This is a genomic window from Dactylosporangium sp. NPDC006015 (assembly GCF_040614215.1).
GTDB lineage: Bacteria > Actinomycetota > Actinomycetes > Mycobacteriales > Micromonosporaceae > Dactylosporangium > Dactylosporangium maewongense.
The window spans coordinates 18,232-43,267 of sequence record NZ_JBEXUD010000041.1 but is presented as its reverse complement, the minus strand read 5'-3'; the positions used below and the strand labels follow the sequence as shown (position 1 = coordinate 43,267).

23 protein-coding genes are annotated in these 25,036 nt (G+C 73.8%); 12 read left to right on the top strand and 11 right to left on the bottom strand.

All coding sequences use genetic code 11. From position 1 onward, the window contains the following. Positions 1-14: 14 nt before the first annotated feature. Positions 15-836: an NAD-binding protein gene (locus tag ABZ321_RS44515; RefSeq protein WP_354901953.1), complete on the top strand. Its 822-nt coding sequence runs from the start codon at positions 15-17 to the stop codon at positions 834-836. Here the strand turns inward: ABZ321_RS44515 and ABZ321_RS44510 are convergent. Beyond that, positions 827-3,160 (bottom strand): glycoside hydrolase family 3 C-terminal domain-containing protein, encoded by a 2,334-nt coding sequence (locus ABZ321_RS44510; protein WP_354901951.1) that lies wholly within the window; start codon positions 3,158-3,160, stop codon positions 827-829. The genes ABZ321_RS44515 and ABZ321_RS44510 overlap by 10 nt on opposite strands. Positions 3,161-3,485: 325 nt before the next feature. Here ABZ321_RS44510 and ABZ321_RS44505 point away from each other — a divergent pair, with 325 nt between their 5' ends. Genes ABZ321_RS44505 through ABZ321_RS44485 form a run of 5 tightly spaced genes read left to right on the top strand, consistent with a single transcriptional unit; the run spans position 3,486 to position 11,212 of the window. Further along, a complete protein-coding gene (locus ABZ321_RS44505) occupies positions 3,486-5,153 on the top strand; it encodes a hypothetical protein (protein WP_354901948.1) in 1,668 nt (555 codons plus the stop codon). A gap of 13 nt (positions 5,154-5,166) precedes the next feature. Further along, positions 5,167-6,129, top strand: coding sequence for an ABC transporter permease subunit (locus tag ABZ321_RS44500; RefSeq protein WP_344506779.1), 963 nt, complete (start codon positions 5,167-5,169; stop codon positions 6,127-6,129). Continuing rightward, complete coding sequence (locus tag ABZ321_RS44495; protein ID WP_344506777.1) at positions 6,126-7,052, top strand: carbohydrate ABC transporter permease; 927 nt, start codon at positions 6,126-6,128, stop codon at positions 7,050-7,052. The genes ABZ321_RS44500 and ABZ321_RS44495 overlap by 4 nt, the downstream gene beginning before the upstream one ends. A 3-nt stretch (positions 7,053-7,055) precedes the next feature. After that, on the top strand, positions 7,056-8,954 hold the full coding sequence (locus tag ABZ321_RS44490; protein ID WP_354901945.1) for a beta-galactosidase: 1,899 nt from the start codon (positions 7,056-7,058) through the stop codon (positions 8,952-8,954). After that, positions 8,951-11,212, top strand: a complete 2,262-nt coding sequence (locus tag ABZ321_RS44485) for a glycoside hydrolase family 95 protein (protein WP_354901942.1) — start codon at positions 8,951-8,953, stop codon at positions 11,210-11,212. Before ABZ321_RS44490 ends, ABZ321_RS44485 begins: the two co-directional genes overlap by 4 nt. Positions 11,213-11,226: 14 nt before the next feature. On the opposite strand, the gene ABZ321_RS44480 is transcribed toward ABZ321_RS44485, so the two are convergent. Together ABZ321_RS44480 and ABZ321_RS44475 are read right to left on the bottom strand one after the other, a co-directional pair. Continuing rightward, a complete protein-coding gene (locus ABZ321_RS44480; protein WP_344506771.1) occupies positions 11,227-11,619 on the bottom strand; it encodes a hypothetical protein in 393 nt (130 codons plus the stop codon). 210 nt (positions 11,620-11,829) lie between these two features. Beyond that, positions 11,830-11,997 carry a MarR family transcriptional regulator gene (locus ABZ321_RS44475; RefSeq protein ID WP_354902020.1) on the bottom strand — a complete coding sequence of 56 codons (168 nt, stop codon included), beginning with the start codon at positions 11,995-11,997 and terminating at the stop codon, positions 11,830-11,832. Between ABZ321_RS44475 and ABZ321_RS44470 the strand changes: the two genes are divergently transcribed. Beyond that, positions 11,951-12,709, top strand: a complete 759-nt coding sequence (locus tag ABZ321_RS44470; RefSeq protein ID WP_354901940.1) for an SDR family NAD(P)-dependent oxidoreductase — start codon at positions 11,951-11,953, stop codon at positions 12,707-12,709. The two genes, ABZ321_RS44475 and ABZ321_RS44470, sit on opposite strands and share 47 nt — an antisense overlap. Here ABZ321_RS44470 and ABZ321_RS44465 read toward each other — a convergent pair. Continuing rightward, the gene (locus tag ABZ321_RS44465) at positions 12,657-13,205 is read right to left on the bottom strand and encodes a hypothetical protein (protein WP_354901939.1); all 549 of its coding nucleotides are present in this window, start codon (positions 13,203-13,205) and stop codon (positions 12,657-12,659) included. The two genes, ABZ321_RS44470 and ABZ321_RS44465, sit on opposite strands and share 53 nt — an antisense overlap. A 77-nt stretch (positions 13,206-13,282) precedes the next feature. Between ABZ321_RS44465 and ABZ321_RS44460 the strand changes: the two genes are divergently transcribed. Next, a complete protein-coding gene (locus tag ABZ321_RS44460) occupies positions 13,283-14,023 on the top strand; it encodes an SRPBCC domain-containing protein (RefSeq protein ID WP_354901937.1) in 741 nt (246 codons plus the stop codon). Here ABZ321_RS44460 and ABZ321_RS44455 read toward each other — a convergent pair. The 4 genes from ABZ321_RS44455 to ABZ321_RS44440 form a co-directional block, all read right to left on the bottom strand. Beyond that, positions 14,020-14,454 (bottom strand): MerR family transcriptional regulator, encoded by a 435-nt coding sequence (locus ABZ321_RS44455; protein ID WP_354901935.1) that lies wholly within the window; start codon positions 14,452-14,454, stop codon positions 14,020-14,022. The genes ABZ321_RS44460 and ABZ321_RS44455 overlap by 4 nt on opposite strands. 284 nt (positions 14,455-14,738) lie before the next feature. After that, positions 14,739-15,761 (bottom strand): GGDEF domain-containing protein, encoded by a 1,023-nt coding sequence (locus tag ABZ321_RS44450; protein ID WP_354901933.1) that lies wholly within the window; start codon positions 15,759-15,761, stop codon positions 14,739-14,741. Positions 15,762-15,801: 40 nt separating this feature from the next. Then, positions 15,802-16,962: a methyl-accepting chemotaxis protein gene (locus ABZ321_RS44445; protein WP_344506757.1), complete on the bottom strand. Its 1,161-nt coding sequence runs from the start codon at positions 16,960-16,962 to the stop codon at positions 15,802-15,804. A gap of 45 nt (positions 16,963-17,007) precedes the next feature. Then, positions 17,008-18,285 carry a DUF1479 domain-containing protein gene (locus ABZ321_RS44440; protein ID WP_354901931.1) on the bottom strand — a complete coding sequence of 426 codons (1,278 nt, stop codon included), beginning with the start codon at positions 18,283-18,285 and terminating at the stop codon, positions 17,008-17,010. Between the two features lie 90 nt (positions 18,286-18,375). Between ABZ321_RS44440 and ABZ321_RS44435 the strand changes: the two genes are divergently transcribed. Next, positions 18,376-19,647 carry an ROK family protein gene (locus tag ABZ321_RS44435; protein WP_354901929.1) on the top strand — a complete coding sequence of 424 codons (1,272 nt, stop codon included), beginning with the start codon at positions 18,376-18,378 and terminating at the stop codon, positions 19,645-19,647. 173 nt (positions 19,648-19,820) lie between these two features. Here ABZ321_RS44435 and ABZ321_RS44430 read toward each other — a convergent pair whose 3' ends face one another. Together ABZ321_RS44430 and ABZ321_RS44425 are read right to left on the bottom strand one after the other, a co-directional pair. Continuing rightward, positions 19,821-20,639: a universal stress protein gene (locus ABZ321_RS44430; protein ID WP_354901927.1), complete on the bottom strand. Its 819-nt coding sequence runs from the start codon at positions 20,637-20,639 to the stop codon at positions 19,821-19,823. A gap of 87 nt (positions 20,640-20,726) precedes the next feature. After that, entirely contained in the window at positions 20,727-21,524 is a 798-nt protein-coding gene (locus ABZ321_RS44425) for a hypothetical protein (RefSeq protein ID WP_354901925.1), read from the bottom strand. Between the two features lie 159 nt (positions 21,525-21,683). Here ABZ321_RS44425 and ABZ321_RS44420 point away from each other — a divergent pair, with 159 nt between their 5' ends. Genes ABZ321_RS44420 through ABZ321_RS44410 form a run of 3 tightly spaced genes read left to right on the top strand, consistent with a single transcriptional unit; the run spans position 21,684 to position 24,506 of the window. Then, positions 21,684-22,895, top strand: a complete 1,212-nt coding sequence (locus ABZ321_RS44420) for a histidine kinase (protein ID WP_344506747.1) — start codon at positions 21,684-21,686, stop codon at positions 22,893-22,895. After that, complete coding sequence (locus ABZ321_RS44415; protein WP_344506745.1) at positions 22,892-23,536, top strand: response regulator transcription factor; 645 nt, start codon at positions 22,892-22,894, stop codon at positions 23,534-23,536. The genes ABZ321_RS44420 and ABZ321_RS44415 overlap by 4 nt, the downstream gene beginning before the upstream one ends. A 4-nt stretch (positions 23,537-23,540) precedes the next feature. After that, the gene (locus tag ABZ321_RS44410) at positions 23,541-24,506 is read left to right on the top strand and encodes a hypothetical protein (RefSeq protein ID WP_354901923.1); all 966 of its coding nucleotides are present in this window, start codon (positions 23,541-23,543) and stop codon (positions 24,504-24,506) included. Positions 24,507-24,578: 72 nt separating this feature from the next. Here ABZ321_RS44410 and ABZ321_RS44405 read toward each other — a convergent pair whose 3' ends face one another. Next, positions 24,579-25,013 (bottom strand): VOC family protein, encoded by a 435-nt coding sequence (locus ABZ321_RS44405; RefSeq protein ID WP_354901921.1) that lies wholly within the window; start codon positions 25,011-25,013, stop codon positions 24,579-24,581. Between the last annotated feature and the right edge of the window lie 23 nt (positions 25,014-25,036).

Genomic DNA, 25,036 nt, shown 5'->3' with positions numbered 1-25,036 from the left:
CAGGGAGGGTGCGGATGCGGTACGTCGTGATCGGGTGCGGCAACGTCGGGATGGAGCTGGCCGGGCGGTGGTCGGCGGCGGGGCACCACGTCGTCGGGACCACCACGTCGCAGCGGCGGGTCGCCGAGGTCGGAGCCGTCTGCGCCGACGTCGTCGTCCTGCGCGGCAGCGACGAGGGCGCGGTCCGGCGGGCGACCCGGGACGCGGATGCGGTCGTGCTCACTGTCAGCCCGCGGGTCAGCCGAGCGTTCGACGCCCGCGAGCGGGTCGCGGAGTACGCCGACACGCTCACCGCCTCGGCGGCGACCGCGGCCCGCGTGCACCCGCGGGTCGTGTTCACCAGCTCCGTGTCCGTCTACGGCGCCGGTGAAGGGGCGGTGGTCGACGAGGAGAGTCCGCTGACCGTCAGCGACGACGCGTCGCCGCGCAACTTCATCGCCGCGGAGCGTGCCGTGCTGGGCGGCGACAACGGCGCCGTGGTGAGGATTCCCGACGTGTACGGGCACCCCCGCGACCTCGACTACCCGTCGCGGGTCAGGATGGCGCACGAGCTGCTCGGCGGCAGCGTGCCGTTCGCGCCGGACGCGCTGCTGTACCGCATCGACTACCGCGACGCCGCCGCCGCGCTGGACCTGGTCGTGTCGGCGGGGCTCGCGGGCGTCTACAACGCGGTGCCCGACGCGGTCCTCCCGCCCACGAACCGGGAGGCGTTCGGCGCGATCTGCGCCGCCGAGGGCCGGCCGGACCTCACCTACCGGAGCGAGATCTGGACCCCGGTCGTGCCGGTGTCGTCGGCGAAGCTGCGCGCTGAAGGGTTCGTCTTCACCTACTCCTGAACCGTCACGGTGCGGCTGGTGGTGGGGCCGGTGTGGAACGTGTACTTGCCCGGCGGGGTCACGAAGCCGCCGGACCAGTACGCGAGCGCCGTCAGCGGCACGTCGAAGCGGACCTCGCGGGACTCGCCCGCCGCCAGCGGCACCCGCTCGAAGCCGACCAGCTTCCGCGCCGGCGCCGGGACCGGCCAGCAGTCCGGGGTGACGTAGAGCTGCACGACCTCGTCGCCGGCGCGGTCGCCGGTGTTGGTGACGGTCACCGTGGCGGTCAGGCCCGCCTCGGCAGCCACGCCTGCCTCGGCCGGCGTGACGTCGAGGGTGTGGCTGAAGGTGGTGTACGACAGGCCGTGGCCGAACGGATACAGCGGCTCGCCGCGGTGGTACTGGTAGGTCCAGCGGGATCCGATGATGTCGTAGTCGGCGGGGTCCGGCAGGACGGTGTCCGCGCGGTACCACGTCTGCGGCAGCCGGCCGCCGGGGTTGTGAGCGCCGAGGAGGGTGCCGGCGACGGCGGTGCCGAGCTCCTGGCCGGCGTGTGAGGTCCACAGGATCGCCGGCACGTGCTCCTGCGCCCAGTCGATCGCGTACGGGTAGCTGGACACCAGCGCCAGCACCGTGTGCGGGTTGGCGGCCGCGACCGCCCGCAGCAGCCGCTCCTGCTCCGGCGGCAGGGCGAGCGAGTCGCGGTCGACGGTCTCGCGGCCGTTGATGTGCGGGTCGTTGCCGAGCACCACGACGACCCGGTCCGCGGCGCGGGCGGCGGCGACGGCCGCGTCCACGCCGGACGTCACCAGTTCCCGGACGAACCGCAGCGCACCGTCCGTCGCGCCCGCGACCAGGCGACCGTCGGGGCCTTCGCTCACGTACCGGCCGAGCGCGTTGGACCAGAGCAGGAACTCGCCGGGTCCGGCGGGGTGCAACTCCCACAGCTCCCGCACCACCCACCCGTCGGGAGTCACCGCGGTGGCGGCGACCGCGTCGTCGTCGCCGACGGTCAGGTAGCGGCCGGAAACGGTGTCCTGCAACGTGTGCACGGCGACCGGGCACTGCACGCTGGTGCCCCAGTCGTGGTGCGCGAAGACCGTCCCCTCGCCCAGCGTCCCGTCCGCGCCGAGGTGCCGTCCGTCCGGTGTGGACAGCCTGACGTGGTCGGCGCCGTCCACCGTGGATGCGGCGCCGAGGGCCGACGCGACGGTGACCGCGTAGGGGAGGGTGCCGCTGTACCAGTCGGTGAGCACCCGGTCGCCGAGGTGCCCGATGACCGCGACGTGGCCGGGATCCGCCCACGGCAGCGCGCCGGGGGAGTTCTTCAGCAGCACGATCCCCGCGTGGGCGGCGCGAGCAGCGAGCCGGGCGTGCGCGTCGCAGGCGATGACGTCGCGGCGGATCCCGCTGTACGGGTCGTGCGCCGGGTCGAACTCGCCGGTGCTGGCCCGCATCCGCAGGATCCGGCCGACCGCGGCGTCGACGTCGGCCTCCGTGATCAGCCCCTGCCGCAACGCCGACGTGAACCGGGCGATCGTCGGGCCGCTGTCGGGCCCGTTGTCGGTGTAGCTGTCGACCCCGGCGCGCAGCGCGGCGGCGTGCGACTCGGCGTGGCTCGTGAAGTAGCGCTCGGTCTCGACGAGGTTCGACGGTGCCTGCGCGTCGGAGCACACCACCAGGTCGGGCGCCGCGGCGCGCAGCACCGACTCGAGCAGCGGGTGCACGTGGTTCGGGACGCCGTTGACGAGGTTGTAGGCCGGCATCACCCCGGCGGCCACGCCCGCGCGCAGCGGCGCGAGGAACCCGGGCAGCTCGTACTCGTGCAGGACCCGCTCGGGGACGGTGACGTCGACCAGGTCCCGGGCGGTCTCCAGGTTGTAGGCGAGGAAGTGCTTGAGGACCGGCGCGGTCCGCCACACCTCGGGGTGCGGGCCGCGCAGCCCCGTGCAGAACGCGACCGCGAGCTCGGCGGTGGCGAACGGGTCCTCGCTGTAGCCCTCCTCGTTGCGCCCCCACCGCGGGTCGCGCAGCGGGTTCACCACCGGCGCCCACACGTTGAGCGAGGCCCGCCGATGCGGCTCCGGCGGGTCGTGGTGGAAGGCGCGGACCTCCGCCGAGGCGGCCTCGCCGACCGCGCGCACCAGGTCCCGGTCCCAGCTCGCGCCGAGCCCGACGGCCTGTGGGAAGACGGTGGCCCGGCCGAGCCAGGCGACGCCGTGCAGCACCTCGCAGCCGGTGTGGAACGCGGCGATACCGAGCCGCGGCACGGCCGGCTGCGACTGGTGCAGCATCGCGATCTTCTCCGCCATGGTGAGCTGCCGCAGCAGGTCCGGCTGAGTCATGGGTCCCCACTCTGCAGGAAGACGGGCGCTGTCGAAGCGCTTCGATGATCGGCCGCCTGGCGGTGGCTGTCAAACGACACGAAACTTTCACGCTCCGTGGCACGGTTCGCGCGGTGGGACGGGGGTCGGCGTCGATGTCCTTGTCGGACGCCGATCGATGCCCTACGGTCTGGCAGTCGAACGTCGTCGAAGCGCTTCGACAGCGCCCAGCAGCACCTCGGCAGCACTTTGACGGCAGTCCGTGCGCACCGTGCCCCGATCGCCCATCGTGCACCTCGATCACCCGGAGGGTGGAACCACCATGCAAAGCGGAGCGACCCCGGGGATGAGCCGGCGAAGCCTGCTCACCTCCGCCGCCGTCATCGCGGCCGTGCCGCTGCTCGACGCCTGCGGCAGCCCCAAGGAGAAGGCCTCGGGCACCACCGGCGAGGGCGACCTGGCCAAGGCCCTGCCCGCCCACGCGGCGAGCGACCTGGTCAAGCCCGACATCCCCGTGGTCGCCGGCGCCAACGGCGCATCCACCGACCCGGCGTTCCTCGCCTACCCGGCCAACCCGCCGAAGACCGTCACCGGCCAGGTCGGCAAGGGCGGCACGTACGTGACGATGACCCCGCTGTGGGGCGCGATCCCGCCCTCCAGCGGCAACGCCTACTACGACGCGGTCAACAAGGAGCTCGGCGCGACCGTGAAGCTGCAGCCGGCGGACGGCAACACCTACGCCGACCTGCTACCGCCGCTGTTCGCCGCCGACAAGCTCCCCGACTGGATCAACATCCCGACGTGGACCATGACGAAGCTCAACTTCGGCGAGGCGGTCCGCACGAAGCTGGCCGACCTGACCCCCTACCTGGCCGGCGACAAGATCAAGCAGTACCCCAACCTCGCCGCGCTCTCCACCAACGCGTGGGTCGCCGGGGTGTGGAACGGCAAGCTCTACGGCCTGCCGATCTACTCCTCCAACGCCGTCATCGCCGGCATGTACTACTACCGCAAGGACCTCTTCGACAAGGCCGGCGTCTCCGCCGACGTCAAGAGCATCGCCGACCTCGAGGCCGTCGGGAAGGCGCTGACGAACGCGAGCGCCGGGCAGTGGGCGTTCGACGACCTGTTCGGCAACGACGCCGCCTACATCTGCCAGCTCTTCGGCTTCCCCGCCACCGGCTACCCATGGGCCGCGGACTCCGCCGGCAAGCTGCAGCACCGGTACGAGACGGAAGGCATCGTCGAGGCGCTCAACTGGCACGCCAAGATGGTGAAGGCTGGCTACCTGCACCCCGACGCTGTCGCCAACAACAGCCAGAACGGCAAGCAGCGCTTCTGGAGCGGCAAGGTCGCCGTCTGCGCCGACGGCACCGGCGCCTGGAACGGCGACGACGCCAAGTCCGGCGCGGCCGCCACCCCCGGCTACAACCGGCAGGCGTTCAAGCTGTTCAGCGCCAACGGCGGCAAGCCCACCGTCGACCTCGGCAACGGCGCGGGCATGTACAGCTTCCTGAACAAGAAGCTCAACGACGGCCAGATCAAGGAGCTGCTGGCGATCGCAAACTACCTCGCCGCGCCATACGGCTCCGCCGAGTGGCTGACCGTCAACTTCGGCACCGCCGGGACCCACTACACGATGACCGACGGCAACCCGCTGCTGACCGAGAAGGGCAGCAAGGAGATCGCCACCACCTACCAGTTCCTCGCCGGCCCGGCGTCGGCGAGCACCGTGCAGTCCGGCGCGGTGCAGGTGACCAAGGACGCCGCCGCGTGGCAGGCCGACATGGTCAAGTACGTGGTGAAGCCTCTGTTTTACGGCATGAACGTCAGCGAGCCGGCCCAGTTCTCCTCGCTCAACCTGCCGATGATCGACACGATCACGGACGTGAAGCTCGGCCGGAAGCCGATCTCGGCGTGGACCGACGCGGTCGCGAGCTGGCGCAAGCAGGGCGGCGACGACCTGCGCAAGTTCTACGACGGCATCCGCGAGAAGTACGGCACCGGCAAGTGAACGCAGGGACCCGGTGACGCTCACCAGGCCGGCCGCGGTGACGCGGCCGGCCACCGTCGCGCGGCCGGAGAAGCAGTGGCGGATCCGGCTGCGCCGCGACCGTTCACTGCTGCTCATGACGCTGCCCGCTGTCGCGCTGCTCGCGGTGTTCGCCTACGCGCCGATGTTCGGGCTCGTCACCGCGTTCCAGAGCTACGACATCTACTCCGGGTTCTGGTACAGCCCGTTCGTCGGGTTCGACAACTTCGAGCGGCTCCTCACCGACTCGATCTTCTGGCACGCGCTGAGCAACACCCTCGTCATCAGCGCCGTGCAGCTCGTCCTGTACTTCCCGGTGCCGATCGCGCTCGCCCTGGTATTCAACGAGGTCACCAACGCCCGGATCCGCTCGTTCGTGCAGTCCGTGGTGTACCTGCCGCACTTCTTCTCCTGGGTCCTGGTCGTCACCGTCTTCCAGGAGATGCTCGGCGGCGCCGGCGCGCTCAACACGATGCTGCGCCGGCACGGCTGGGCGACCTGGGACATCATGACCAACCCCGACGCGTTCAAGTACCTCGTCACCGCGCAGGCCGTGTGGAAGGAGGCCGGCTGGGGCATCATCGTCTTCCTCGCCGCGCTCGCCGCCATCGACCAGAACCTGTACGAGGCGGCCGCCGCCGACGGCGCCGGGCGGTGGCGTCGGCTGTGGCACATCACGCTGCCCGGCATGCGTGGCGTCATCATGCTCATGCTCGTCCTGCGCCTCGGCAACGCCCTCACCGTCGGCTTCGAGCAGATGCTGATCCAGCGGCAGGCCGTCGGCCGGGACGCCTCCGAGGTGCTCGACACGTTCGCCTACTACTACGGCGTCGTCAACAACAACTTCAGCTACGGCGCCGCCGCCGGCCTGTTCAAGGGCGTCCTGTCACTGATCCTGGTGCTCGCCGCCAACAAGCTCGCACACGCCTTCGGCGAGGACGGACTGTACCGGAAATGACCGCTGTCACCCCGAGGCGCCGACACGCCGGACCCGTCTGGGAGGAGCCGCCGACCGCGGCCGGCAAGGCCGGCAAGGGCGTCGTGCTGCTGCTCGTCGTGGCGGTGATCCTGGTGCCGCTGTACTCGATCGTGCTCACCAGCTTCTCCACCCAGGCGGCGATCAACGAGGCCGGCGGGCTGGTCACGGTGCCGGCGGAGCTGACGGTGGAGGCGTACCGGCAGATCTTCACCAACCAGCTCGTCACCCACTCGCTCCTCGTCAGCCTCGTCCTCACCGTCGTCGGCACGGCCCTGTCGATGGTGGTGACCGTGCTGTGCGCCTACGGGCTGTCGCGGCGCGGGTCGCTCGCGCACCGCGGCATCCTGCTGTTCCTCGTCGTCACCATGTTCTTCAGCGGCGGGCTCATCCCGTCGTTCCTCGTCGTCACCGCCCTGGGCGGCTACGGCGAGTACTGGACGATGGTCCTGCCGGCCGCGGTGTCGGTGTTCAACATCCTGGTGATGCGCGGCTTCTTCAGCAGCACCGCGCCGGAGCTCATCGACGCGGCCCGCATGGACGGCGCGGGGGAGTGGCGCATCCTGTGGTCGGTGGTGCTGCCGACGTCCCGGGCGGTGACCGCCGTCATCGCCCTGTTCTACGCCGTCGGCTACTGGAACTCGTTCTTCAACGCGCTGCTCTACCTGCCCGACAACGGCAAGTGGCCGCTGCAGATGATCCTCTACACCTACACGTTGCAGGGCAGCGCGATGCCCGGCGGCGGGGTCACCGGCACCGGGCAGTACGCCGGCCATCAGCAGATCGCCCAGCTGTCGCTGCAGATGGCGGTCGTCACGCTCACCCTCATTCCGATCGTGGTGGCGTACCCGTTCGTGCAGCGGCACTTCACCAAGGGCATGCTCACCGGCGCGATCAAGGGCTGAGCGGTGCCGGGACTGCACGACGTCACGCGCGGGCGGCTGCTGTACGGCGGCGACTACAACCCCGAACAGTGGCCGCCGCACGTGTGGGCCGACGACGTGCGGCTCATGCGGGAGGCCGGCGTCAACCTCGTCACCGTCGGCGTCTTCGCGTGGGCGGCGCTGCAACCCGCCCCGGACCGCTACACGTTCGACTGGCTCGAAACGGTCCTGGACCTGCTGCACGGCGGCGGCATCGGCGTCGCCCTCGCCACGCCGACCGCCTCACCGCCGCCGTGGCTGGGGCACCGGCACCCCGACACGCTGCCGCAGGGCCCCGACGGCGTCCGCCGCCTGTACGGGTCGCGCAACCAGTACTGTCCGTGCGCCCCCACGTACCGGTCCGCCGCCCTGGAGATCAGCGACGCGGTCGCGGCCCGCTACGCCCGGCACCCGGCGCTGCGCCTGTGGCACGTCGGCAACGAGTACGGGACCGTCTGTCACTGCGGGCACTGCGCCGGCCGGTTCCGCGGCTGGCTGCGCGACCGGTACGGCGACCTCGACGGCCTCAACGACGCGTGGGGCACGGCCGTGTGGTCGCAGCGGTACGGCGACTGGGCGGAGGTGCTGCCGCCGCGGCGCGTCCAGTACGTCATCAACCCGCTGCAGGACCTGGACTACCAGCGCTTCTGCGACGACATGCTGCTGGAGTGCTTCACCGCCGAACGGGACGCGGTCCGCGCCCACAACCCGGCGGTCCCGGTCACCACCAACTTCATGGACCTCTACCGGCACACCGACGGCTGGCGCTGGGCGGCGGCCGAGGACCTCGTGTCGCTGGACACCTACCCGGACCCGAACGACCCCGCCGCCGCGATGCGCGCGGCGATGTCGAAGGACGTCGTGCGGTCCCTCGGCGGCGGGCCGTGGCTGCTGGCCGAGCAGTCGCCGGGCGCCGCCAGCTGGCGGCCGGTCGCCACCCCGAAACGCCCGGGCCTCAACCGGCTGTGGTCGATGCAGGCCGTCGCCCGCGGCGCCGACGGCGTCCTGCACTTCCAGTGGCGCGCCTCCCGGCAGGGCGCCGAACGCTTCCACGGCGCGATGCTCCCGCACGCCGGCCCCGACTCCCGGGTGTTCCGGGAGATCTGCGCGCTCGGCCGGGAGCTCGCCGGGCTGTCCGGGGTCGCCGGCACGCCCGTGTCCGCGGACGTCGCGATCGTGCTGGACTGGGATGCGTGGCGGGCCGTCGAGCTGGACCACCTGCCGCACGCGGAGTTCCGCTACACCGACCGGCTCACCGACTACTACGCTCCACTGTGGAGCGACAACGTCACGTGCGACTTCGTGCCGGGCACGGGCGCGCTCGGCGGCTACCGGCTGGTGCTGGTGCCGAACCTGTACCAGGTGAGCGCCCGCACCGCCGCGCACCTGGCGTCCTACGTCGCCGGCGGCGGGACGCTGGTGGTGGGGCCGTTCAGCGGGGTCACCGACCCGTCCGAGCGGGTGTACACCGGCGGCTGGCCCGGACCGTGGCAGGACCTGCTCGGGGTGCGGGTGGAGGAGCACTGGCCGCTGGACGCGCCGATCGCGGTGACGTCGTCGTCGCTCGGCGACTTCACCGCGACGATGTGGGCGGAGTGGACCGAGGCGCGCGGCGCGGAGACGGTCGCGGCGGTCGCCGGCGGCCCCCTGGACGGACGGCCCGCGGTGCTGCGCAACAGCTTCGGGGCCGGGACCGCCTGGTACGTCGCCACGATCCCGGCGCCGGACGCGATGCGCCGGCTGCTGCGCCGGGTCTGCGCCGAGGCGGGGGTGGCGCCGGTGCTGCCGGACCTGCCGCCGGGCGTGGAGGCGGTGCGCCGCGGCGACCTGGTGTTCCTGCTGCACCACGACACCGGCGAGGTCGAGATCCGGCGGGCGCCGTGAACCGGCACCAGCTGTCGTCGCCCGCGCCCGCCGCGGAGTTCCACGACGGGTTCCCCCTCGGCAACGGCCACCTGGGCGCGATGCTGCACGGGCGGCCCGGCACCGAGTGGATCGACCTCAACGCCGACACGTTCTGGTCCGGCGGGCCGCTGCCGGCCGCGCCCGGGCCCGACCCTGGCGTGCTGCCCCGGCTGCGGGAGGCGATCGCCGCCGGGGACCACGCGGCCGCCGAGACCCTGGCGGGGCAGCTGCAGGGGACGGCGTGGACCCAGTCCTACCAGCCCCTCGGCCGCATCGAGTGGGACTACGCCGCCGCCGACGACGTCACCGGGTACGGGCGCGAGCTGCACCTCTCCGACGCGCTCGCCGTCACCGGCTACGACACGGGCGGCGACCCTGTGCGGCTCGCCGCGTTCGTCTCGGCGCCCGACGGCGTGCTGGTCGTGTCCGCGACCGGACCCGGCACCCTCGCCGCGGCCGTGCCACCGCGGCTGCGCACGCCGCATCCCGTGACGCCCGCCGTCATCGACGCCGGCGCCGGGCCGTGCCTGGTGTGGACCGGGCGGGCGCCGGCGCACGTGCTGCCCAACTACGTCCCGGCCGACCCGGGCGTCGAGTACGCCACCGACCCCTGCGACGCCGACGGCACCGTCGCCGCCGGGATGGGCTTCGCCGTCGCCGCCGCCGTCCGGCACACCGCCGGCGAGACCCGGCTCGTCGCCGCGGCCGCCACCGGCTTCCGCGGCCCCTTCGAACGGCCCAGCGCCGACCTCGCCGCGATCGCCGGCACGGCCCTCGCGTCGGTGACCGCCGCGCTCGGCGCGCCGACGCCGGTGCTGCGGGCGCGGCACGTCGCCGACCACCGCCGGTACTACGACCGGGCCGACCTGGAGCTCCCGTCCGTCGACCGGTTCTTCCACCTCGGCCGGTACCTGCTGATCGCCGGCTCCCGCCCCGGCACGCAGCCGCTGAACCTGCAGGGCATCTGGAACGCCGACGTGCGGCCCGGATGGAGCAGCAACTGGACCACGAACATCAACGCGCAGATGAACTACTGGGCCGCCGAGCCGACCGGCCTCGCCGACCTGCACGAGCCGCTGCTGACGCTGACCCGCGACCTCGCCGCCGCGGGCACCGCGACCGCCTCCGGGTACTACGCCGCCCGCGGCGCCGCCGCGCACCACAACACCGACCTGTGGCGCTTCACCGCGCCCGTGCCGGGCGACCCGCAGTGGGCGAACTGGCCGTCGGCGCTGCTGTGGCTGTCCGCCCACGTCTGGGACCACCACGACCACGGCGGCGCCGCGGACGTGCTGCCCGTCCTCGAGGCCGCCGCCCGGTTCACCCTCGACATGCTCGTGCCCGACCCCACCGGCGCCCTGGTGTTCAGCCCGTCCACGTCCCCGGAGCACCACTTCCGGCACGCCGGCGGGCACGCCGCCACGTCGTGGGGCTGCGCGCTGGACCAGGAACTCGCGCGGGAGGTCCTCACCCGGTACGCCGCCCTGACGGGCTCCGCCGAGGCGGTCTCGGCCCTGCGGGCGCTGCGACCCGTCCAGGTCGGCACCGACGGATGTCTCCTGGAGTGGTACGACCAGCGCCCACCCCGCGAGCCCGGGCACCGGCACCTGTCACACCTGTACGGCCTGTACCCCGGCACGCGGATCACCGAGACCGGCACGCCCGCGCACTTCGAGGCCGCCCGGCGGGCGCTGCTGCTGCGGCTCGCGCACGGCACCGGGCACACCGGCTGGAGCCGCGCCTGGGTGCTGTGCCTGGCCGCCCGGCTGCGCCTCGCCGCCCTCGCCGAGCAGACGCTGACCGCGTTCGCCACCGACCTGTGCTCCGCGTCGCTGCTGAGCCTGCACCCGGACGCGGGCCGCGCCAGCGGCTGGATCTTCCAGATCGACGGCAATCTGGGCGTGGCCGCCGGCATCGTGGAAACCATGGTGCAGAGTCACGCCGGCGCCGTCAGCCTCCTGCCGGCGCTGCCCCCGTCGTGGCACACGGGCCGCCTGCGCGGTATCCGCTGCCGCGGCGGTCACGTCGTGGACCTTGCCTGGTCCGACGGGCGCCTCTCGGCGGCCCGGATCGTCGCCGGCCGCACCGGCCCGCTCGTGGTGGAGCTGCCGTCACGGCTCGCCGTCACGACCGCGGCCGGCGACCCGGTGCCCGTGACCGGCGCGCCCGGCGCCCCGGCGGACAGGTCACGGGTGCGGTGGCCGGCCCTCGCCGGCCAGGAGTACCGGCTCGCCTGACGGGTCGGGTGGTCTCAGGCCGACGGCCAGGCGGGCGGGGGCGGGGCCTGGGTGGGGACGACGGGGCTGCCGGGCGGCACGGGCCGCGGCGGGAACGGGGGCTGGCCCGGCACCGCGAACGGCACCGGCGGGGCGGCGGCGTCGCGCCGGCCGCCGATGGCGCACGCGGCACCCGCGATCATCAGCCCGATGCCGGCCAGGATGAAGTTGGTCGCGATGGTGAGGTCGCCGCCGGACAGCTCACCGCGGCAGTTCTGCGCATCGCCCTGCCGCGCCGGCGGGTAACACGTCCACTGCGCGTTCTTCGTGTCGTCGGCCTCGGCCATCGAGCCGAGCGTGCCGAACGCGATGGCGAACGTGCCCGCGATGATGAACAGGATCTGCATGGCCTTGGCGCCTGCTGACATTCCCGCGACCCTAATGCAAACCGCCGCGCACCGCTGCCCGCCTCGGGGGACGGCGGCGTCCTGCCGGGCGCCGTCAGCTCGCGTACGCGTCGATGCGGGCCAGGAGGTCGCGCAGGGTGTGCCGCTCCGCGGCGGTGAGGTCGGCGAAGACCGGGTTGTCCTCGGCGGTCCGGGTCATGAGGCGCTCCCGCAGGGCCTGACCGTTTCCGGTCAGCGTGATCGCGCGGGTGCGGCCGTCGCCGACGCCGCGTCGGGGCCGCTGCGGCGCTCGATCAGGCCGCGGGTGACGAGACGGTTGACCAGGTTGGTGGTGTTGGAGCGGTCGGCCCAGATGCGCTCGGCGACGGTGCTGACTGGGACCGGGGTGCCCGGCTCCAGCGCGAGCAGCGCCTTCGCCTCGGCACGGGAGAGCCCGAGTTCGTTCAGGCGGGACGCGGTCCGGGACGACGTGCGGCGGCTGGCCGCGGCCGTCGCCGGGCGGCACCCGGTCCTGCACGTCCTGCTGAACAACGCCGGCGTCACGCTGCCGTGGCGGCAGGTCACCGCGGACGGGTTCGAGACGACGTTCGCGGTCAACCACCTGGCGCCGTTCCTGCTGACGGCGCTGCTGCTGCCGCAGCTGCGGGCGGCCGGCGCGGCGCGCGTGATCGGCGTGACGTCCGCCGCGCACCGGGCCGGCCGCATCGACTTCGACGACCTGCACGGGGCTCGCCGGTACAGTCAGCACAAGGCCTACAACCAGTCCAAGCTCGCCAACGTCCTGTTCGCCCGCGAGTTCGCCGCGCGCACCGAGGGCGCGATCAGCGCCGTCGCCGTGCAGCCCGGGTTCGTGCGCACGGCGATGGTGCCGCCGTTCCCGTTCAACCTCGCCGGCTTCCTGCGGTCGGAGCCGGAGCGGCCCGCCCGTGCCATCGCCGCGATCGCCACCGCGTCCGACCTCGCCGCCGGCAGTGGTGCGGTGTTCGGCGGCGACGGCCGTCCGGTGCGGCTCACGGGCCGGGCCGCCGACCCGTCGACCGCCCGCCGGCTGTGGGACGTCAGCGCCGAGCTGACCCGGCCCGCCGGATCGCGGCCGAGCCGAGGTCGTTGAGGATCGTCAGGTCCGCCGCCCCCAGCCGGGCGTCGGACATGATGACGACCACGACGTAGTGACCGGCGGCCGCGACGAAGTACCCCACGTAGCGGTCGCCCTCGTCGTAGTTGCCGGCGAACAGGGCCATGTCCGGCCCCAGGTGGTCCACGGCGACCGGGTGGAATCCGTTGTCACCCCCGCCGACACCGCAGCGGTCCAGCTGTGCCTTGAGCTCCGTCACGTACGAGCGGGCGCCGTCGCCCCGGTAGCGCACGACGTTCTCGTACACCCGGAACCGGTCGCCGTAGTCGGCCGCCTGGCTGTGGCCGGCCACCGGGCGGGGCGCCGGCGTGTCCGCGCACGGCTGTGGCAGCAGCGGCCACGCGAAGCCGTCCTCGACCGGCCCGGGCACCGCGCCACCGAGATCGGCCGGCTGGAGCATGACGCGCTGCGGCACCAGCCGGGGCGCCTTCGGTGCCGCCGCCGCGACCTTTTCCGTCGGTGCTTTCTGCATACCCGTACAGATGCCGCGGGCGCCCCGTTCGTTGCGTCGCTTGACAATAGGCAGGTAAAAACCTGCATAATGGGTTCGTGGACCTGGTGTTCAAGGCCCTGGCCGACCCGACCCGCCGGAGCATGCTCGACAGCCTGCGCCGGCAGGACGGGCAGACGCTGAGCATGCTCTGCGCTGGCCTGTCGATGGCCCGCCAGTCCGCCACGCAGCACCTGCAGCTGCTGCAGGACGCCAACCTCGTCACCGTCGTGCGCCGGGGGCGCGAGAAGCTGCACTACCTCAACCCCGTGCCGATCCACGAGCTGCAGCGCCGGTGGATCGCGGCATACGAGGAGCCCCGGCTGCGCATCCTGGACGCCGTCAAACACCTCGCGGAGGGAAGTCCGATGAAGACCGAGATTCCGACGTACGTGTACGTCACCTACATCAAGGCCACCGCTGAGCAGGTGTGGCACGCCCTGACCGACGCCGACCTGACCGCCGAGTACTGGGGGCACGCCAACGTCTCCGACTGGCAACCCGGCTCGACGTGGGAGCACCGCCGCACCGACGGCTCCGGCGTCGTCGACGCGGGCGGCACGATCCTGGAGGCCGTCCCGCCGACCCGCCTGGTCATGACGTTCGACAACTCCACCGTCACGTTCACCGTCGAGCCGAGCCAGGACATCGTCCGGCTCACCGTGACCCACGAGAAGCTGGCGACGAAGGAGGACCTGGACGCGATCTCCCTGGGCTGGCCCGCCGTCCTCGCCAACCTCAAGTCGCTGCTGGAGACCGGCCGCCCGCTGCCGCAGGCCCCGTGGGAGATGCCCGCCTAGCGGGTCTGCGGATCCCTGCCGATCGTCATGAACGGAAACGGGCAGTCGGCGCAGCTGCAGTTGGTCAGGCTGTCGCAGCGGGCGTCGACGACCTCCGTGAGCGTGGCCCGGATCGCGGCGAGGTCGGCGATCTTCGCGTCGACCTCGGCGATCTTGTCCAGCGCGCGCTGCCGGAGGTCCGGGGTCGGGTGCCGGCGGCTCCCGGCGTCGAGCAGGTCGGCGACCTCGTCGAGGGTGAACCCGAGCCGCTGCGCGGCCTTGATGACCGTGAGCAGCGCGACGGTGTCCGGCGGGTACAGCCGGTGCCCGCCGTTGGTGCGGACGGGGTCGGCGAGCAGCCCGCGGCGCTCGTAGTACCGCAGCGTCTGGATGTTCACGCCGGCCTGCTCGGCGACCTCGCCCGAGCGCAACCCCGCCTGATCCTGTGGCATGGTTGGAGCGTAAACCCGTACCCAGGTACCGGATGCAACCAGCCACGGAGGTCGGGGCGATGGTGGACGAGGGACGAGGACGGGCGAGCCGTGAGCTCGTGTATCACAGCCCGGATGCGCTGATCCCGCCGCCGTGGCCGCCGCAGGAGGGCTTTGATCCGCCCGGTCCCGGCGATGCGTCCGGCGTTCGTGAGCCCCGCCGGCCAGGTCCGCGCGACGGCGGACCCTCGACAGGTGGAGCGCTGCTGGCCTCCGAGCCGATCGACCACGGGTAGGGGGCCGGGTCAGGGCGCGCGGCGGGCGCGCTTCGCGGCGTACAGGGCGGCGTCCGCGCTGGTGTACAGGTCGCGGGCGGTGTGTGCCTGGCTCGGGGCGTGCGCCGCGCCCGCGCTGATCGACACCGGCACGACCCGCCCGTCGGGGAGCGTCAGCGGGCGGGCGCGCACCGCCTCGACGAAGTCCTTCGCGCGGGCGACGGCGATGTCGAAGGAGCAGCCGGGCATCAGCACCGCGAGCTCGTCGCCGCCCAGCCGGGCCACCACGTCGACGGCCCGGCACCGCTCGCACAGCGTCGCCGCGATGTGCGTGAGGGCGTCGTCGCCGACGGCGTGGCCGTACGTGTCGTTGATCTCCTTGAACCAGTCGACGTCGATGAGCACCAGCGCGGTCTCGGCGGCGTCGCGGTCGACGGCGCGCTGGACCGCGTCGTCGAGGATCCGCCGCGTCGCCAGGCCGGTCAGCGGGTCGACGTCCGCCAGGCGCCGCAGCCGGCCGACGAGCCGGTCCTGGGCGACACCGGCCCGGGCGAGCGCGGCCGCCATCAGCGTGAGCGTGCTGCCGACGAACGCCAGGTCGAGAGCCGCGTCGCCGGCCGGCAGCAGCGACAGCGCGACGACCGCCTCACCGGCGAGCGCCGCGGCGGTGGCGGCGACGACGCCCGGGATGCGCAGGTGGACGGCGGCGAAGAGGACCGGCAGGTAGAAATACAGCAGCCCGGTGACGCCGGCGTTGCCCGTGCCGAGGTCCAGCAGGACGATCGAGCCGCACCCGATGACGGCGGAGGGCATCTGCAGCAGCCCGACCGCCCGGCGCGCCCCGGCGAAGAGGAGCACGGCGCACACGGCGGCGAGCGCGGCGCCGAGCGTGGTGAGCACCGGCTCGACCGCCCGCGGGCCGAGGACCGCCTCGCCGACGTAGATGACCGACGGCGTCGCCGCCAGCAGGCCCGTCGCCAGGTTGCGCTCGGGGCCGCCGCGGCGGGGCCCGGCGGCCCGCAGCACGGACCTGACGCGCGCGGCAGCCGTCACACCGTCCGAAGCCGTCACACCGTCAGATGTCTTCACGCCTTCAGATGCGGAACGTGGCGACGACGGTCCGCAGCTCCGACGACATGCGCTCCAGCTCGGCGTTGAGGCGCAGCGCGCCGGAGACGCCGTCCTGGGTCGTGCGGGCCGCGTCCGCGACGCCCGTGATGCTGCGGGCGATGTCCGACGAGCCCGTGGCGGCGGCGCTGACGCTGCGGTCCATCTCCGCGGTCGTCGCCGCCTGCTCCTCGACGGCCGCCGCGATCGTCTGCTGATACTCGTTGATCTTCGAGATGATCCCGGTGATCTGCCCGATCGCGTCGACCGCGTTCTGCGTGTCCAGCTGGATCGCCTCGACCCGGCGGGAGATGTCCTCCGTCGCCTTCGCCGTCTCCTGCGCGAGGTCCTTCACCTCGCCGGCGACGACCGCGAACCCCTTGCCGGCGTCCCCGGCGCGGGCCGCCTCGATCGTGGCGTTGAGCGCGAGGAGGTTCGTCTGCTCGGCGATCGACGTGATCACCTTGACGACGTTGCCGATCTCGGTGGACGACTCGCCGAGCCGGGCCACGGTCGCGTTCGTCGACGTGGCCGCCTGCACCGCGTCGTCGCCGACCCGCACCGCCTGCGCCGCGTTCTGCGCGATCTCCCGGATCGACGCGCTCATCTCGTTGGACGCGGTGGCGACCGTGTCGACGTTGCGCGACACCTGCTCGGCGGCGGTCACGATGCCCTGCGCCTGGCTGCTGGACTGGTTGGCGTTGCGGGCGAAGCCCTGGCTCACATCGCGCAGCTCACCGGACGCGCCGGACAGCGCGTTGGCCGACGCGTCCAGGGTACGGACGACGCCGTGGATCGACCCGGTCGCCTGGTTCAGCGCGTCGGCGATGAGCCCGAACTCGTCCTTGCGGTTGAGGTCGAGCCGGCGGGTCAGGTCGCCGGTGACCATCGCGTCCAGGTGCGCCAGGACCTTCCCGGCAGCCTGCAGCAGCGGCCGGATCCCGAGGTACGCCGCGAACGCGTTCATCACGGTCAGCACGGCGATGAACGCGACCGCCGTGCCGAAGCCGATCTCGACCGCCCCGGTCGCGTCCAGGAGCCAGAAGCCGAGGGCGCCGACGCCGATGGTCGACACGGCCTGGCCCATGACCCCGACGAACATGATCGACCGGGCCGGCCGACGGGTCTGCTGGAAACTGTCCGGCACAGCGCTCTCCTCCGCACGACGTAACCCTCGGCGGATCGGCAACATTCAGCCCGCGTTGAGGAAATCCAGCCCGAGTCCTCGCCGGCCGATCTCGTTCAGGTCCGCCTCCTGGAAGCGGTTGGGCCAGTCCTTCTCGTAGTGCTCGGCGGGGAAGTCGCCGGGGCTCTCACCGGTGCGGAACGCCTCGCGGACCGACGCCGCGTACCGCTCGTTGCGCGGGCACCAGGGAGCGGCCGGGATGTACATGACGTTGCCCCAGCCGCGCTGCGCCTCGACCGGCGCCACGCTGTGGATCATGTCGCAGTGCCACCAGACGGAGTCGCCGGCCTGCACGTCGGGGATCCCGGACAGCGCCTCCATGAGCGGCGCGTGCCACTTGTGCCCCGCCGGGAAGACCTGGTTGACGGTCACGCCGCACATGTCGTCGTCCGGCACGTCCGGCAGCAGCGGGCGCAGCATCAGGTACGCCATCGCCTCCGGGATCGGCACGGTGTGCAGCACGCCCTGGTCGTGGTCCATGTCCGACAGCGCCGTCCAGCCCTGGAACGTGCGGAACGCCGAGCACATCGTCGATCCGGGGTACTGCGGGCCGGCGGTGCGGTGGGCGGCGTCCCACGGGTCGTACTGCTCGACGCTGCCGTCGAACAGGTGCCGGAACGCCTGCTGGTAGGCCTGCGTCATCCACAGGTCCAGGGTGCCCGGGTCGAGGTGCGTGCCGAGGCCGGCGGAGTCGGCGCCCTCGGGGCGGCGGCGGATCCGGTCGGGGTAGAGCGAGTCGCGCCCCGGGTCGAACCACTGCACGCCGTCCGACTCGTGCTTCCACTGGCCGTTCAGGAACGCCTGCACCGTGGCCATGCGCTCGCTCTGCCGCGCCTGCATCTGGGCCGGGGACCAGTAGATCGGGTAGATCTCGGGCTTGGAGCCGACGCTGCCGAAGAAGTCGTCACCGGGGCCGCGGTACTGCTCGAAGAACCGGTTGCTCTCCACGTAGTCGACGATGTCGCGGTCCCAGCCGAGGGCCTGCTCCCTCTCGAAGTGCCCGCGCACGACGAGGCAGCCGCGCCGCTTGAGGCGGGCCAGGTCGGCGGGGGAGACGGCGCCGGCGGCGATGTCGGCGTAGTCGATCACCGGCCAGATCGTCTCGCCGCGCCGGCGGGCCGCGGCGATCTCGTCGACGGCGTCCTGCACGCGGCGCTCGACGACGGCGAACACCTCCTCGACGGTCCGGCCGGATTCGGCGATGCGCTCGCGCAGGGCCGTCTTGATCTCGCGGGTCGCCGCCCTGAGATCGGCGGGCGTCTCCTCCCAGTGCGGCAGTGCCACGGTCGTCCCCTTTCTAGGTAGGTGTCTTTACTTGTAGCACTGTACGACCGGGCACAATTCCAGGCAAGGCTCCTGACTAGAATGCGGGTCGTGGATCTGGTCCGTTCGGTGACCGACGAGCACGTGCTGCGCGCACTCATGGAGCACCGCCGCCTGACCAGGGCCGAGCTCGCCACGGCGATCGGCATCTCGAAGCCGACGGCGGGGGAGAGCGTGCGCCGCCTCGAGGAGCGCGGCCTGGTGTCCGACACCGGCGAACGCACCCCGGGCGGCCGCGGTCGTGGCCGGGTGGGCTCCTACTACGCGCTCGCTCCGGGCGTGGGGCTGGCCCTCGCGGTCACCATCGCGCCGGAGGGGGTCGTGGCGGCGTGCCTGAACGCGCACGGTGACACCCTGGCCCGCGACACCCGCCCGATCGGCCGCCCCGCCCACCCCGATCAGGTCGCCGCCGCCCTGCACGCCGCCGTCTCTGCGGTCTCGTCCGCCGCGTCGGCGTTTGCGGCCGATGTACCGGCGGCCGCGGCCACCTCTGCCGCCACCGCGTCTGGTGCCGGTGGCGCGCCCGGCGTCATCGGTACGCCCGGCTCCGTCGGTACCTCCGGCGCGCCTGGTGCGTCCGGCGCGGCCGGTGCGTCCGGCGGTGCCGGTGGCTTCGGCGGCGGTGGTGGCGGGCCGGTGCGGGTGGCCGTGGTCGGCGCGGCCGACCCGGTGGACCGGGCGACCGGCCGGCTGGTGCAGCTGCCCGACGCGCCGTTCCTCGTCGGCGAGCTGGACCCCGTCGCCGTCCTGACCCCGTTCGTGGCCGGGCCGGTGATCGTCGACAACGACGTCAACTGGCTCGCCCGCGCCGAACGCGACCGTGCCGGCGACCGCGGCGACTTCGCCTACCTGTACCTCGGCGAGGGCCTCGGCTGCGCGATCGTCAACGACGGCGAGATCCGCCGCGGCCGGACCGGACTGGCCGGCGAGATCGCCCACCTGGTGACCACCGGACCGCAGGGCCGCGCCGTCCGCTTCATCGAGCTGTTCGCCGAGCTCGGCCTGCGCCGGGACGGCTCCACCGCCATCGACGTCGACCGGCTCCTGGACCGTTGCGCCCCGGGCTCGCCGGCCGCCACCGCCGTGTGCGACGCGGTCGCCGGCGTCGTCGCCGCGACCGTCGCCCTCGCCGACCCGCAGGAGGTCGTCATCGGCGGCACGTGGGGGCCGGCGCTCATCGAGGGCATCCGCGCCGCGACCGCCCGCACCCCCCGCCCCGTCGACCTCCGCCCCGCGACCGTGACCACCGACCCGGTCCTGACCGGCGTCCGCGCCGAAGCGCTCGCCGGCCTCCGCGCCGCCATCACCGCCGCCGCGCTGTAAGCGCTGGGTGTCGCCGGCTGCCCAGCCCGCGAGAAGGAGGCGCTCGCTGGCCTCCGCGCCGCCATCACCGCCGCCGCGTTGTAGGAGCCGTCACCGCTGCTGCGCATTGGGGCTGCACCGCCGCCGCGCCTGCACGTGGCTGCCATCTCGTCGTGTGCGTTTCCGGCCGGTTGTCAGAGGGTGTCGCGCAGGAGCAGGACGGGGCAGTCGGCGCGGAGCAGGAGGTGGTGGTTGACCGGGTCCAGGGACGGGGCGGAGCCGGCGTCGAGCACGACGAGCTGGGCGCTGCGGGACGCCGCCACCAGGACGTCCGCCGGGTTTCCCGTGGTGAGCTCGACCTCCACCGGCACCGTCGGGAACAGTGTCCGCAGGCGGGTGACGGTCTCGCTCACGTCGGCCCGGACCAGCGTGCCCAGGCCGGCCGAGGGTGCTTCCGCCGGTGTCCGGGGCGGGGTCGGGGCGTGGACCGCGACGAGGGCGCAGCCGCGCCGGTGCGCCTCCTCGAAGCCGGCGGCGAGGACCCGCTCCGCCGATGCGGGGTCGGCGATGCCGGCGACCACCGTCCCGATCGCGGTGTCGGCTCGGCCCCGGACCACGACGACCGGGCCGGTCGCGTACGTGGCGACGTGCACCCCGACCGACCCCAGCAGCGCCGACGCGAGCGCGCCGCGGCCCTGCGAGCCGACGACGAGCAGCGCCGCCGACCGCGTCTCGGCCAGCAGCACGTCACCCGGGGCGCCGGGCAGTGCGCTGCCCCGCACGTCGAGCGTCGGCCGGCCGCCGCGGGCGTCGGCGACGGCGGCGGTCACGACGGCCCACGCCCGCTCGCGGCCGCTCACGTCTGGGCCGGTGGGCGTGCCCGGCTGGCGGTGGTGGACGGACACGACCCGCAGCCGCGCGCCGGTCCGCGCCGCCTGGCTCGCCGCCCAGCGGACGGCCCACGCCCCGCCCGCCCCGCCGTCGGTCCCGACGACGATGTCGTTGTGCTCCATCGGTGCTCCAAGGTGGTGGCGGCGGTTGGCTCCTCCACCCTCGCCGGTGACAACGGGCACCGGCAGGGCCGAAGGTCCCGTGCCGCGTCACCAGCCGCCGTCGATGAACGCCGCGAAGGCGGGGTCCGGGTCCAGGGCGGTGCCGACGTTCGCCGCGACCACCACCGCGAGGGCGAGCGCCACGACCGCGAACAGCACGCCGTGCGCGGCGAGGACCCGGCGGGCCGGTCCCGAAGGCCCGCGGCGCCGCCAGAGCACCACGCCGACCGACAGCAGGCCCGCGGCGACGACCGCGGCGATCACCGCGATCACCCAGTGGTAGAGCGCGTAGTCGTCGATCATGCGGGCCAGCGCGGGCGACGGTGCCTGGTGTGCGTGCACGACGCCGGTCAGCTGCTGCCGGACGTCGGACAGCACGGCGGCGAGCGGGGCGTCGGGCGGGGTGTCGACGAGCAGCGGCAGCAGCGACGCGAACGGGGCCGCCGCGCCCTGCAGGTTGGCCATCACGAGCACCAGCGCCGCCAGCGCGAGCCCGGTGACGAGGACGCCGCCGAGGAGCAGCCGGCGGCGCGGAGCGCCCACGTACATCCGCCACAACCGCACACCGAGCGGCACCAGCACGGCGAGCAGCACCGCCGCGATGATCGCCTTGGCGAGGTGGTAGCGCAGCCAGTAGTCGGCGATCCGCCGCATCGCCGGGGTCAGCTCGCCGCCGCCGGACCCCCAGAACCCCGCGAACGCCCCGCGGACCGCGCCGCGCAGTGCGCCCTCACTGGTGTGGTCGCCGCCGGCGAGGTGGGCCGGAGCGACGACGAACAGGACGACGAGTGTCGCCGCCGCCGCCACTGTACGGGCGGGCCGTAGCCGGCCATCGGTGCTGCGCAAGGTGTGTCCTCCGGTCTCGTTCGGTCGTGTGACTCGACGGTATGAGCGGCCCGCGGGCACTCCCTCGGCCGCGTGGACGATCCGCGCGCAACTTTGGATTCCTTTCGCCGGGACCGCCCGCGCGGCGGTCTAGGGTGGGTCTGCGAACGGGAGGTGATCATGGAACTGCTGCGCAGGCCGCGGGTGGCCGACGCGCTGCTGGCCTGCGGGCTCGCCGTGGCGATGGTCCTGCTGCGGCAGAGCGCCGGCCCGCCGGACTGGCCGCGGGCGCCGTTCTCGCCCGCCGACCCGGTCACCGCCGCCGTGCTGTGGGCGCTGCTCGTCGCGCAGGCCGCGCCGATGCTGTGGCGGCGCACGCACCCGTGGGCGGTGATGGCCGCGGTCAGCGTCGCGTACGTCGCGTTCGAGCTCGTCGACCCCGCCATCAGCTTCCGCGACGGGCTGCCGCTCGGGTTCGGGGTGTACGCCGTCGCCCGGTACGCGCCGCCGCCGGCGAGCCTGCTGTCCGTCGCCGTCGCGGGGCTCGCCATGTTCGGCCACGACCTGCTGCTCCGGCCGATCACCGGCCCGCCGCTGCCGCCGGCGCTGCGCCCGGGGGTTATCGAGGTCACGGTGGCGGTCGGGCTGGTGGCCGGGCTGTGGCAGCTGGGCAGGTCGCAGCGGCACATCCACTCCGACGCCGCCGCGCTGCGGGACCTGACCGCGCTGCTGCGCGCCGAGCAGCAACGCAGCGCCGCCCGCGCCGTCACCGCCGAGCGCGCCCGCATCGCCCGCGACCTGCACGACCTGGTCGCGCACCACGTCAGCGCGATCGCCGTGCAGGCACGGGCCACGGCCGAGGCGCTGCCCGAGGACACCGCGCTCGCCGGCCGCGGCGTCGCGGGCATCGGGACCGCCGCCGACACGGCGCTGCTGGAGATGCGCCGGCTGCTGCGGCTGCTGTCGGACGACGACGCGGCGCGGGACCTCCTGCCGGAGCCGTCGCTCGCCCACCTGCGGCAGCTGACCGGCGTCGCGGCCGCCGCCGGGTGCGAGGTCGACCTGGAGGTGTCGGTCGGCCCCGACGTCCCCGCCGCCGTGCAGGTCTCGGCGTACCGGGTCGTCCAGGAGGCGCTGACCAACGCGCTGAAGCACGCGGGTCCCGTGGCGGTGCGGGTGGCCGTACACCAGCGGAAACACCAACTGGAGGTCGGCGTCGTCAACGATCCGCCGGTCGCCGGCCACCAGCCGATGCCGGGCGCGGGGCTCGGCCTGATCGGGATGCGGGAGCGGGTCGCCCTGTTCGGCGGCACCCTGTCGACCGGCCCGCTGGCCGACGGCCGCTGGCGGGTCGAGGCGACATTCCCATGGGAAGGGGAGGGCGGGCCGTGACGGTCACCGTGCTCATCGCCGACGACCAGGACATGGTCCGCGCCGCGCTGCGCGCCATCCTCGACCGGCGGCCCGATCTCGAGGTCGTCGGCGAGGCGGCCGACGGCGAGCGGGCCGTCGCCCTCGCCGCCGAGCTGCGCCCAGACGTCGTGCTCATGGACGTGCGCATGCCCGGCCTGACCGGCGTCGAGGCGACCAGGCGCATCCTCGGCGCGGCGGTGCCGTCGAAGATCCTCGTGCTGACGACGTTCGACCTCGACGAATACGTGCAGTCCGCGTTGCGGGCGGGGGCGAGCGGCTTCCTGCTGAAGAACGCGTCGCCCGAGCAGCTCTGCGACGCGGTCCGGGCCGTCGCGGCGGGCAACGCGGTGCTCGCGCCGGCCGTCACCCGCCGCATCGCCGAGGCGTTTCAGGCGCCACCGGCGAAAGCGGCGGTCGACGGCCTCACCGCCCGGGAGCTGGAGGTGCTGGTGCTGGTCGGGCGCGGGCTGTCCAACGCGCGGATCGCCAGGACCCTGGACCTGTCGGAGTCCGGCGTGAAGAGCCGCGTCAACCGCATCCTCACCCGGCTCGGCCTGGAGAACCGCGTCCAGGCCGCGCTCCTCGCCCGCGAGGCCGGCCTGCTCGACGAGCTACCCTGACGCGATGCCCATCGATGAGACGCTCGGCGTCCTCGCGCACCGCGGCGGGCTCGTCGTGCGGCGGCCCCAGCTCAGCGTCGGCATCGTCGGCGCCGTCTCCCGCACCACCGGCCTCGAGGTGGAGCTGCTCGCCCGCCGCCCACTCGACCGGCGCGGCGCGACCGAGCGGCAGGCCGGCATCCGCGCCGGACGGGACGGCGTCGTGCCCGCGCCGCGGCGCCTGCTGCCGGCGTACGACGAAGGCCTCGACCTCCGCGTCGGCCGGCTCGACCCGGACGGGCGCGCGCACTGGGTGTTCGGGTCGCGCACCAGCTCCAGCAGCGGCGACCACTCCGACGGCACCCACGGCCCGAGCCTGCGCACGACGGTGCGTTTTCCGCCACTGTACGACCATGCCTCGCTCGTCCTGGCCTGGCCCGAGATCGGGTTCCCCGAGTCCATTGTGGACCTTCCGCTGCCGCCGCGGGACGCGGTGGAGCGTGGCACGGTCCCGATCTGGGACGCACCGGTCGACGCCGGGCCCGCACCTGACTCGCTGCGCCGCCGCACACACGACGCGCCGCACCCCGGGCCGGCGGTCGAGGCGGGCCGGATCGTCGCCGGGCCGCGGGTGCTCAGCCGCGGCGCCGACGCCGTGGTCGCACTGACCCGCCTCACGGCCGTCGACGGGGTCCTGTCGGCGGAGGTGCTGAGCGTGGCCCGGGGCCCGCGGGCGGGCGCCATGTCCGTGGTCCCGGGCCCCGGCCGCCCACCGGGCCTGCCCGGCGCCACGGTCGCCGTCGTCCACGACGGGGAGGCGGTCTGGGCGCCGCACGGCAGCGGCGGGTCCAGCGGCGGCCCCGACGTGTTCCGGTCCCGGATCGAGTTCGTCCTGCCCGACCCCGGCGGCCCCGAACTCGGCCTCGTGGTCGCGTGGCCGGCCGCCGGCCTGCCCGACGTCCTGGTCCCGCTGTCGCTCGACGCCCGCTGAGCCCCACGGCGACCGGTTCGAGCAGCAGACCTCCTACGCGGTCGCCGTCGCCAGGCTCGCCCACGGCTGACCTCAGACGACGCAGAACTCGTTGCCCTCCGGGTCGGCCATGAGGACGTGGCTCGGCACGCCGCCGACGGCCGCCTCCTGCACCACCGTCGCGCCCGCCGCGACGAGCCGCTGGACCGTCGCGGTGACCGCCGGCCACCGCTGCTCCTGCGGCCGGTCCCGGCCACCCACCTTGAGGTCGAGGTGCAGGCGGTTCTTGACCACCTTCGCCTCCGGCACCTTCAGGAACGTGAGGCTCGGCAGGACCCCTCGCGGATCGTGCAGGTAGGCCGCGTCACCCCACTCCTCGGGCGGCACCTCCCACCGGGTCAGCCACTCCTCCCGGCTGGCGAACCCCTCCGGCACCGGCGCGTCCACGTACCCGAGCGCCTCCCGCCAGAACGCGGCAAGGCGCCCCGGGTCGGCGCAGTCGACCGTGACTCCCCAGACGACAGTCATGCACCATCGATACCGCACTCCGC

What these genes read in the sequence shown, in the direction of transcription:
- ABZ321_RS44510 (WP_354901951.1), bottom strand. Translation starts at nt 3,160, where the DNA reads ATGACTCAGCCGGACCTGCTGCGGCAGCTCACCATGGCGGAGAAGATC.
- ABZ321_RS44455 (WP_354901935.1), bottom strand. Translation starts at nt 14,454, where the DNA reads ATGCCACAGGATCAGGCGGGGTTGCGCTCGGGCGAGGTCGCCGAGCAG.
- ABZ321_RS44405 (WP_354901921.1), bottom strand. Translation starts at nt 25,013, where the DNA reads ATGACTGTCGTCTGGGGAGTCACGGTCGACTGCGCCGACCCGGGGCGC.
- ABZ321_RS44465 (WP_354901939.1), bottom strand. Translation starts at nt 13,205, where the DNA reads ATGCAGAAAGCACCGACGGAAAAGGTCGCGGCGGCGGCACCGAAGGCG.
- ABZ321_RS44495 (WP_344506777.1), top strand. Translation starts at nt 6,126, where the DNA reads ATGACCGCTGTCACCCCGAGGCGCCGACACGCCGGACCCGTCTGGGAG.
- ABZ321_RS44470 (WP_354901940.1), top strand. Translation starts at nt 11,951, where the DNA reads ATGCGCTCGGCGACGGTGCTGACTGGGACCGGGGTGCCCGGCTCCAGC.
- ABZ321_RS44480 (WP_344506771.1), bottom strand. Translation starts at nt 11,619, where the DNA reads ATGTCAGCAGGCGCCAAGGCCATGCAGATCCTGTTCATCATCGCGGGC.
- ABZ321_RS44420 (WP_344506747.1), top strand. Translation starts at nt 21,684, where the DNA reads ATGGAACTGCTGCGCAGGCCGCGGGTGGCCGACGCGCTGCTGGCCTGC.
- ABZ321_RS44410 (WP_354901923.1), top strand. Translation starts at nt 23,541, where the DNA reads ATGCCCATCGATGAGACGCTCGGCGTCCTCGCGCACCGCGGCGGGCTC.
- ABZ321_RS44430 (WP_354901927.1), bottom strand. Translation starts at nt 20,639, where the DNA reads ATGGAGCACAACGACATCGTCGTCGGGACCGACGGCGGGGCGGGCGGG.
- ABZ321_RS44515 (WP_354901953.1), top strand. Translation starts at nt 15, where the DNA reads ATGCGGTACGTCGTGATCGGGTGCGGCAACGTCGGGATGGAGCTGGCC.
- ABZ321_RS44505 (WP_354901948.1), top strand. Translation starts at nt 3,486, where the DNA reads ATGAGCCGGCGAAGCCTGCTCACCTCCGCCGCCGTCATCGCGGCCGTG.